The organism is Microcoleus sp. B3-A4 (genome assembly GCF_036705385.1).
In the GTDB taxonomy this organism is placed as follows: domain Bacteria; phylum Cyanobacteriota; class Cyanobacteriia; order Cyanobacteriales; family Microcoleaceae; genus Microcoleus.
Window position 1 is genome coordinate 1 of record NZ_JAUBUI010000114.1, and the last position, 9051, is coordinate 9051.

The 9051-nt window shown below is 45.7% G+C and carries 2 protein-coding genes; both read right to left on the reverse strand.

Annotation, left to right across the window (positions count from 1 at the left end; translation table 11 throughout):
• Positions 1-585 precede the first annotated feature (585 nt).
• On the reverse strand, positions 586-4173 hold the full coding sequence (locus QUB33_RS26805) for a bluetail domain-containing putative surface protein (protein WP_333356772.1): 3588 nt from the start codon (positions 4171-4173) through the stop codon (positions 586-588).
• A gap of 755 nt (positions 4174-4928) precedes the next feature.
• On the reverse strand, positions 4929-9051 hold a 4123-nt coding region (locus QUB33_RS26810; protein WP_333356775.1), incomplete at its 5' end, for a S8 family serine peptidase.

The following is a 9051-nucleotide window of genomic DNA, read 5'->3' on the forward strand; positions in this document are numbered from 1 at the left end:
CAGAACATATTGGACAGGTATTGGCTCATAGATGTGCTTACTTAAATGACTTAATTGGTAAGCGAAGAAATAGTTTAGTATAAATACTCATCGCAAAAGTGACACGCTCCCTTTGAGATGCTCCCCTATCGCCCGGCCCCATAATGCCGATGATGATTTTTTTCATATCATAGTTTAGGGTGGAATATATCGCATTCTTGAAAGAGCGAGAACCCTTCTGAATTTGGGCGAGAAAGGGCTCTCGATCTTTCTTAGCCAGATGGCGCAGCCTCACCTGTCACAATCGGTTTTTATTAATTTTTATCTAGCAATAAAGCTATAAATTATACCTTAAGATCCTGCACGGATAAAAAGCTTTTTAAAGGCATAATTTATTACTTTCAAAATAGAGTTGTCTGCGTAATTATGCTGTGTCACACCCAGGGTGTGGAATCTGGGTGGAAACCGAGCCTCTACAAACAAAGTCCGACAGGGTATTAATTCCCTGTCGGACTTTCTCGAAAAACCTCGTTTGTTGGCTACTTTTTCCGATTGGGATTCACAGATCATCCTTCGACTATGCAGCGCCAATCCTTGAGGTTATCGTTAGATAAAGAAATTGGTAACGGGAATAGAGCCAGCAGGGGGCAACGTCCCGGTGGTTGTTAATTTGATCACTAAATCGCTACTCGCCTGAAAACCAGCAGTAGCATCATTAATGACAAGGTAATTACCAGCGATCGAGGCATTTGTAGCCACAACTAAAACAGCGCTATTAATTCCTAGAGCTTGGTTTCCGGCTAATCCTCCATTAGCGTCGATAAACACTTGATCTACCAGAAGCTGTAAAGTGGTGGCAGTGCTATTATTGGCAGCGCGGCTAAAGCTAGTAGGGGCATTCATTGCAGCTCCACCTTGGGTCAACAAGTCGATCTTATCAGTGCCGATCACAAAGTCGTTAACGCGATCGCTGGCGGATACAGAGGATTGTCCAAACTGGAAAAGGTAAATGTCGTTACCCAATCCGCCTGTAAGTTGGTCGGCTCCGGGTCCTCCGTTTAAACGATCATTACCCTCGTTACCATTAAGGATGTCGTTTCCAGCAGCCCCGTTGAGGTTGTCGTTGCCTGCCAATCCATTGAGGGTATTATTAGCGACGTTGCCGGTGATGACGTTGACTAAAGTATTTCCGGTGCCGTTAAGCAGTGCGGTGCCTGTTAAAGTGAGGTTTTCACCATTTGCAGGTAAGGTGTAGGTGACGCCAGATTGCACTAAATCGATTCCTTGACCTGCAAGTTCACTGACGACATCTCCGGCATTATCCACAACGTAAATATCGTTACCCAATCCGCCTGTAAGTTGGTCGGCTCCGGGTCCTCCGTTTAAACGATCATTACCCTCGTTACCATTAAGGATGTCGTTTCCAGCAACCCCGTTGAGGTTGTCGTTGCCGGCCAATCCATTGAGGGTATTATTAGCGGCGTTGCCGGTGATGACGTTGGCTACAGGATTTCCGGTGCCGTTAATCAGTGCGGTGCCTGTTAAAGTCAGGTTTTCAACATCAGCAGCTAAGGTGTAGGTGATGCCAGATTGCACCAAGTCGGTTCCTTGAGCTGGAAGTTCACTGACGACATCTCCGGTATTATCCACAAGGTAAATATCGTTACCCAATCCGCCTGTAAGTTGGTCGGCTCCGAGTCCTCCGTTTAAACGATCGTTATCATCGCCACCATTTAGGGTGTCGTTGCTGGCCAATCCATTGATGGTGTCGTTGCCGGCCAATCCATTGATGATATCGGGATTGGGAGTTCCGGTTAAGTTATCAGCGTTAGGAGTGCCATTTATTTCGTATGGTGCAATATGAAGTTGAATCTCACCTATAGCACTGCTATAACCATCAACAGCTATTTGATAGGTTGTCCCGGCTGTGGCATCCAGGTTATACAGGCTAGTGTTATTCCCCCCTCCATCATCATTAGCGCCAATCAGAGTGAGGTTATCAACCGCAGAACCAGTTAAAACCGACAAGTAAGTATCGAAATTACTATTTTTGGTGTCAATAGTAAAAGTCCCGCTACTAGGTGCTGTCCAAGACCACCACGCCGAGTTAGTTGTCCCACTTTGGCTAGGTTCACCTACTTCTCCTGTGGCTCCAATATTTGTTCCTGTACCGTTGGCTGTTACACCTGTCAAAGCAATTCGGTTGGCAAAATTATCATTGGCTGGGGGGGGAACGGCAATATTGAGTTGAATCGCTCCGGTAGCACTGCTATAACCATCAACAGCTATTTGATAGGTTGTCCCGGCTGTCGCATTAAGGTTGATGAGGCTAGTTGAATTACCCCCTCCATCATCATTGGAGCCAATCAGACTGAGGCTATCCACCGCCGAACCCGTGAACACGGACAAGTAAGTGTCGAAATTACTGTTTTTGGTATCAATGGTAAAGGTTCCGCTACTGGGTGCTGTCCAAGACCACCACGCCGAGTTAATAGTTCCATTTTGAGCCGGTTCTCCTGTTTCTCCTGTGGCACCTACATTAGTACCTGTTGCATTTGCTGTACTACCTGATAATACACTGCGATTAACAAAATTATCATTGACTGGTGGTGGTGGAGTAACAGTTAATGTTCCTGGAAAGGCTCTTTGATTACTAGCTAGTGACTCATCATATTCGCCAATAGAAGCAGTAGGATCAATAAAAGAAACAACTCGATAAGTACCTACTGGGATAGTAGGAAATGTACCGCTCCAAGAAGCATCAGCCCAATTAAATGGACTCAAGGAAGATAAGTTAGCAGTACCTAACAAATAATGAGAGCCAACAGCATTAGTAACATCATCATCTGTGGAAGCGTAGAAATTAACAGTATAGTTTCCAGATGCTTCTGTGCCATTATTTCGAGCAAATGTATTGACACTAAAACCTTGACCAGGTGAAACGGTAGTTCTACTAAAACTACCAATAGCTGAATTAAACCAGTTATCCCAATGAACTAGGTCTGGTTTGCTGACTGGGGCTGAATCAGCTTTATAAGTATTGAATAAGTCAAACATATAAGGTTGTATTCGGGTTCCACTATTGCCAGTACCAGTAGATCCATACGCATGTACTCCTATTGCTTGGAAAGTATTATCGGGTTGCCAAACAGCACTACCACTCTGACCTCCAAAAGTATCAACTGTGCTACTATAATAAAGTTTAGTATTAGTGGAAGAAGAAATAGTACCATCAGCACGGTATAAACCTACATCATTGAACCATTCTGTTGCAAGATCACTTGGATAACCAGCAGTTGTTATTGATTGACCATTTAGGTTCGTTCTATACCCAGCTGTTCCTGTAGAATTTCCTAGGGAACGATCAAGCTGGATTACACCCCAATCTTGATCCTCAGTAGCTGAGTTTATCCATGAAGTATTAGTTTTCAATGAGGTATATGATGCCTCACCAAACCATCTATCTTTACCATCCCTGCCTGGAGTAAATTTAACTTCTGTTGCCCAACCACCTCGTGCATGACTATAAATAACATGACCAGCCGTTAATACAGTGAAAGGACCTATTAATGTTCCTGTACCACCGGCCCAATCACCATTAGGAAATTTTGCTTGTACAAGTCCAATCGGACTCCAAGGATAGTTTTGAGTATCAGTTACTCTCTGACGGTCATCAATACCAATGATGGTGTCAGTAGATACATAACCGGGTGGTAAAGGTACAGGTTCCACACCATCATTAGCATCAGTAATTCTGGGTGAATCAATAGATGATTTAGCTGGATCTGGTACAGAAACAATAGATGTAGTTGGCTGAAGAATTTGGCCTAAATTCTCTGATGTACTAGGTACAATAATAGCCGGTGCTTCATCTATGTATTCAAAACGGGGATCATCCTTATAAGCTGATATTGTTTGTTCAACCGTTCCTGAAGGAGTCTGCCAGATGTCAGTCCCAGGTTGTGACGCTTGGGTAACTTTTGTGACTCCGATTTCTGCTGGCAAGTTGGTAATTTCACTGGCATTCGCGGTGGGCTTCTGTTTGGCAATTACGCGGTCTGAGCTAAAATTCGTATCCATAATATTGTCGGTTTCTGCTAGAAAGTTGGTTGTTTCACTCGCACTAGCAGTGGGAGAGGGAATGTTGCCAGAGGTTGATAAATTCTTGCCATCGGGCAATAGTGTGTCAAACATGGTATTTTTTGCTTTTTTTATGGGTGGATGTTACTTTTGTCTTGCCTCTATCAATCAATAATGCACGCGAATTGAACTAAATGACCAAAACTTTACACAGTCTTTAAACTCCCTGAACTTTGCCCCGCTATGGTAAGGATTCAGGTCAGGTGAAAAGCAGTAAAATCTATACGGTTTAACCATTCGATCGAATAATCATCAAATATCCATTCTTATTAAAAAACCATGAAAGCTTTGATTCTCGTACCTATTGAGAATTAAGCTGTTGATTTAGCGAAGGATTGAATTCTAGAACTCTTTCTGTGACTACGTTTCAGATACCTGAATCCTTACTCGCTATGTATGAGACAGCGCGGGATTTTTTTGGCGTTTTGTGCGGACTTTATATCACGGCCAAACCGTGACTTGTTTGATACCCCAGGGTGTGGAATGTGGGTTGAAACCCACATTCCACACCCTGAATTGTCACACTACGAATTTTCGGAGTTTGGCTAAATTGAACTGGCGATCGCCAGTCCAATTTCCCACTTGTGTATATAAAAAATGATTATTTGGGTTCACAAAATTCCGCAAAAACCGATTGTGACAGTGGAGGGTGCGGAAAGTGGGTTGAAACCAATCCTATACAAATAAAGTCCGACAGGGAATTAATACCCTGTCGGACTTTCTCAAAAACCCGGTTACTTCGCTAATTTTTACGATTTGGATTCACAGCTCATCCTTTGATTATGCAGCGCCAATCCTTGAGGTTGTGGTTAGATAAAGAAATTGGTAACGGGAATAGAGCCCGCAGGGGGTAACGTCCCGGTGGTTGTTAATTTGATCACTAAATCGTTACCCGCCTGAAAACCAGCAGTAGCATCATTAATCACAAGGTAATTACCCGCGATCGAGGCATTGGTAGCCACAACTACAGCAGCGCTATTAATTCCTAGAGCTTGGTTTCCGGCTAATCCTCCATTAGCGTCGGTAAATACTTGAGGTACCAGAAGCTGTAAAGTGGTGGCAGTGCTATTATTGGCAGCACGGCTAAAGCTAGTAGGAGCATTCATTGCAGATCCACCTTGGGTCAACAAGTCGATCTTATCAGTGCCGATCGCAAAGTCGCTAACGCGATCGCTGGCGGATACAGAGGATTGTCCAAACTGGAAGAGGAAAGTATCTGCACCCGTACTACCCGTTAGAATATCTTGAGCGCCCCCCCCGTTGAGCGTATTATTAGCGGTGTTGCCGATGATAGTGTTGGCTAGAGTATTTCCGGTGCCGTTAATCACTGCGCTGCCTCCTAAACGGAGGGTTTCAACATTTGCAGCTAAGGTGTGGCTGACGGTTGAGCGCACCTCGTCGGTTCCTTGACCTGCAAGTTCAGTGACGACATCTCCTACATTATCCACAAAGTAGATATCGTTACCCAATCCGCCTGTAAGTTGGTCGGCTCCGGTACCGCCATTGAGCGTATTATTAGCGGTGTTGCCAAAAATAGTGTTGGCTAGAGTATTTCCGGTGCCGTTAATCACTGCGCTGCCTTCTAAACGGAGGGTTTCAACATTTGCAGCTAAGGTGTGGCTGACGGTTGAGCGCACCTCGTCGGTTCCTTGAGCTGCAAGTTCAGTGACGACAACTCCTGCATTATTCACAACGTAGATATCGTTACCCAATCCGCCTTTAATTTGGTCGAGTCCGCCACCGCCAGTGAGGATATTATTAGCGGCGTTGCCGGTGATGACGTTGGCTAAAGTATTTCCGGTGCCGTTAATCAGTGCGGTGTCTATTAAAGTGAGGTTTTCAACTTCAGCACCTAAGGTGTAGGTGACGCGAGATTGCACCAAGTCGGTTCCTTGAGCTGCAAGTTCACTGACGACATCTCCGGCATTATCCACAACGTAAATATCGTTACCCAATTCGCCTGTCATTTGGTCGGCTCCGGGTCCTCCGTTTAAACGATCATTACCCTCGTTACCATTAAGGATGTCGTTTCCAGCAACCCCGTTGAGGTTGTCGTTGCCGGCCAATCCATTGAGGGTATTATTAGCGGCGTTGCCGGTGATGACGTTGGCTACAGGATTTCCGGTGCCGTTAATCAGTGCGGTGCCTGTTAAAGTCAGGTTTTCAACATCAGCAGCTAAGGTGTAGGTGATGCCAGATTGCACCAAGTCGGTTCCTTGAGCTGCAAGTTCAGTGACGACATCTCCTGCATTATCCACAGCGTAGATATCGTTACCCAATCCGCCTTTAAGTTGGTCGGCTCCGAGTCCTCCGTCTAAACGATCGTCACCATCGCCACCATCTAGGGTGTCGTTGCTGGCCAATCCATTGAGGGTGTCGTTGTCGGCCAATCCATAGATGGTATCTGGATTGGGAGTTCCGGTTAAGTTATCCGGGCCAGGAGTGCCAATTATAGGGCCGTCTATATCCTCTGCAATATTAAGTTGAATCTCACCTGTACCACTGCTAAAACCATCGACAGCTATTTTATAGGTTGTCCCAGCTGTAGCATTCAGGTTAATCAGGCTAGTGTAATTCTCTCCCCCATCATCATCGGAGCCAATCAGACTGAGGTTATCAACCGCATCACCAGTGAAAACCGACAAGTAAGTATCGAAATTACTGTTTGCGGTGTCAATCTCAAAGGTCCCGGTACTGGGTGCTGTCCAAGACCACCACACCGAGTTAGTTGCCCCACTTTGGCTAGGTTCACCTACTTCTTCTGTGGCTCCAATATTTGAGCCTGTACCATTGGCTGTTACACCGGTCAAAGCAATTGAGTTGGCAAAATTGTCATTGACTGGAGGGGGAGGGACAATATTAAGTTGAATCTCACCTGTAGCACTATAATAACCATCGACAGCTATTTGATAGGTTGTCCCGGCTGTAGCATTCAGGCTAATCAGGCTAGTGTAATTCCCTCCCCCATCATCATTGGAGCCAATCAGAGTGAGGTTATCAACCGCACCACCAGTGAAAACCGACAACCAAGTATCGAAATTACTGTTTACGGTGTTAATCTCAAAGGTCCCGGTACTGGGTGCTGTCCAAGACCACCACACCGAGTTAGTTGTCCCACTTTGGCTAGGTTCACCTACTTCTCCTGTGGCTGCAATATTTGAGCCTGTACCATTGGCTGTTACACCGGTCAAAGCAATTGAGTTGGCAAAATTGTCATTGACTGGAGGGGGAGGGACAATATTAAGTTGAATCTCACCTGTAGCACTATAATAACCATCGACAGCTATTTGATAGGTTGTCCCGGCTGTAGCATTCAGGCTAATCAGGCTAGTGTTATTCGCTCCCCCATCATCATTGGAGCCAATCAGAGTGAGGTTATCAACCGCATCACCAGTGAAAACCGACAAGTAAGTATCGAAATTACTGTTTGCGGTGTTAATCTCAAAGGTCCCGGTACTGGGTGCCGTCCAAGACCACCACACCGAGTTAGTTGGCCCACTTTGGCTAGGTTCATCTACTTCTCCGGTGGCTCCAATATTTGAGCCCATTGTACTCACAGGTACGCCATTTAGGAGAATCCGGTTAGCGAAATTATCATTCGAGTCCGCCAAAGCATTGTTAATGTTCAGCCTACCTCCTGAGACCGTCTTACCACTCAAAGCAGAAATAGCATCAGTTGTTTGCAGCAGCTTGTCTTTAACTTGCTGTGCTGTCCAAGTGGGATTTTGAGACCACAGCAAGGCCGCGGCCCCGGTGACATGGGGAGATGCCATTGATGTCCCAGAGATGGTATTGTAGCTAGAGTTAGGCCAGGTGCTATAGATATCCTCACCTGGCGCTCCTAAATCAACACTGGCGGATCCATAGTTGGAGAAAGAGGAGAGTCCATCGGTGCGGGTGGTTGCGGCAACAGAGATAATATTAGATAGGTTGTAACTGGCAGGATAAGAAGGCGTTGTGTCGTTGTCATCTCCAATCCCATCAAAGCCTCCATTACCCGCCGCAGCAATAAATAAAGCTCCCTGTTGTCCGGCAGTATTGATGGCATCGGATAGAGTTTGACTATAGCCGTCGCCTCCCCAAGAGTTATTAGTAATTTTGACTCCCTTCCCCGTTGCATAGTCAATGGCGAGGATTGCATCAGATGTATAGCCGGAACCACTATCATCTAAAAACTTAAGTGGCATAATCTTGGCATTCCACGCAACCCCCGTCACTCCAACGCCGTTATTGCCTTTGCCGGCAATGGTTCCCGAAACATGGGTACCGTGTCCCTGCACATCCATCGGGTTATTGTCGTTATAGGCAAAGTCCCAGCCGCGAGTGTCATCTATATATCCGTTATTGTCGTTATCGATGCCATCTCCGGTGATTTCCCCTGGATTTGTCCAGATATTGCCCACTAAGTCGGGGTGGTTGTAATCAACGCCCGTATCAATAACACCGATAACTAAGTTTGGGTTTCCCTGTTGAATATCCCAGGCTTCGGGGGCATCGATGTCTGCATCGGCTGTTCCCCCACTTTGACCTGTGTTGTTTAGTCCCCATAACTGAGAATAGCCAGGATCGTTAGGAGTTGTGGCTTGGGGTGTAATTGTTGCTAATTTTTCTTGAGCAGGACTCGTTTTTTGGACATCCTCAGGAGTTGTGGCTGGGGGTGTAATTGTTGCTAATTTTTCTTGAGCAGGACTCGTTTTTTGGACATCCTCAGGAGTTTTGGCTGGGGGTGTAATTGTTGCTAATTTTTCTTGAGCAGGACTCGTTCTTTGGACATCCTCAGGAGTTTTGGCTGGGGGTGTAATTGTTGCTAATTTTTCTTGAGCAGGACTCGTTTTTTGGACATCCTCAGGAGTTGTGGCTGGGGGTGTAATTGTTGCTAATTTTTCTTGAGCAGGACTCGTTTTTTGGACATCCTCAGGAGTTGTGGCTGGG

Coding starts and splice junctions, on each gene's coding strand:
- QUB33_RS26805 (WP_333356772.1), bottom strand. CDS start 4,173: ATGTTTGACACACTATTGCCCGATGGCAAGAATTTATCAACCTCTGGC.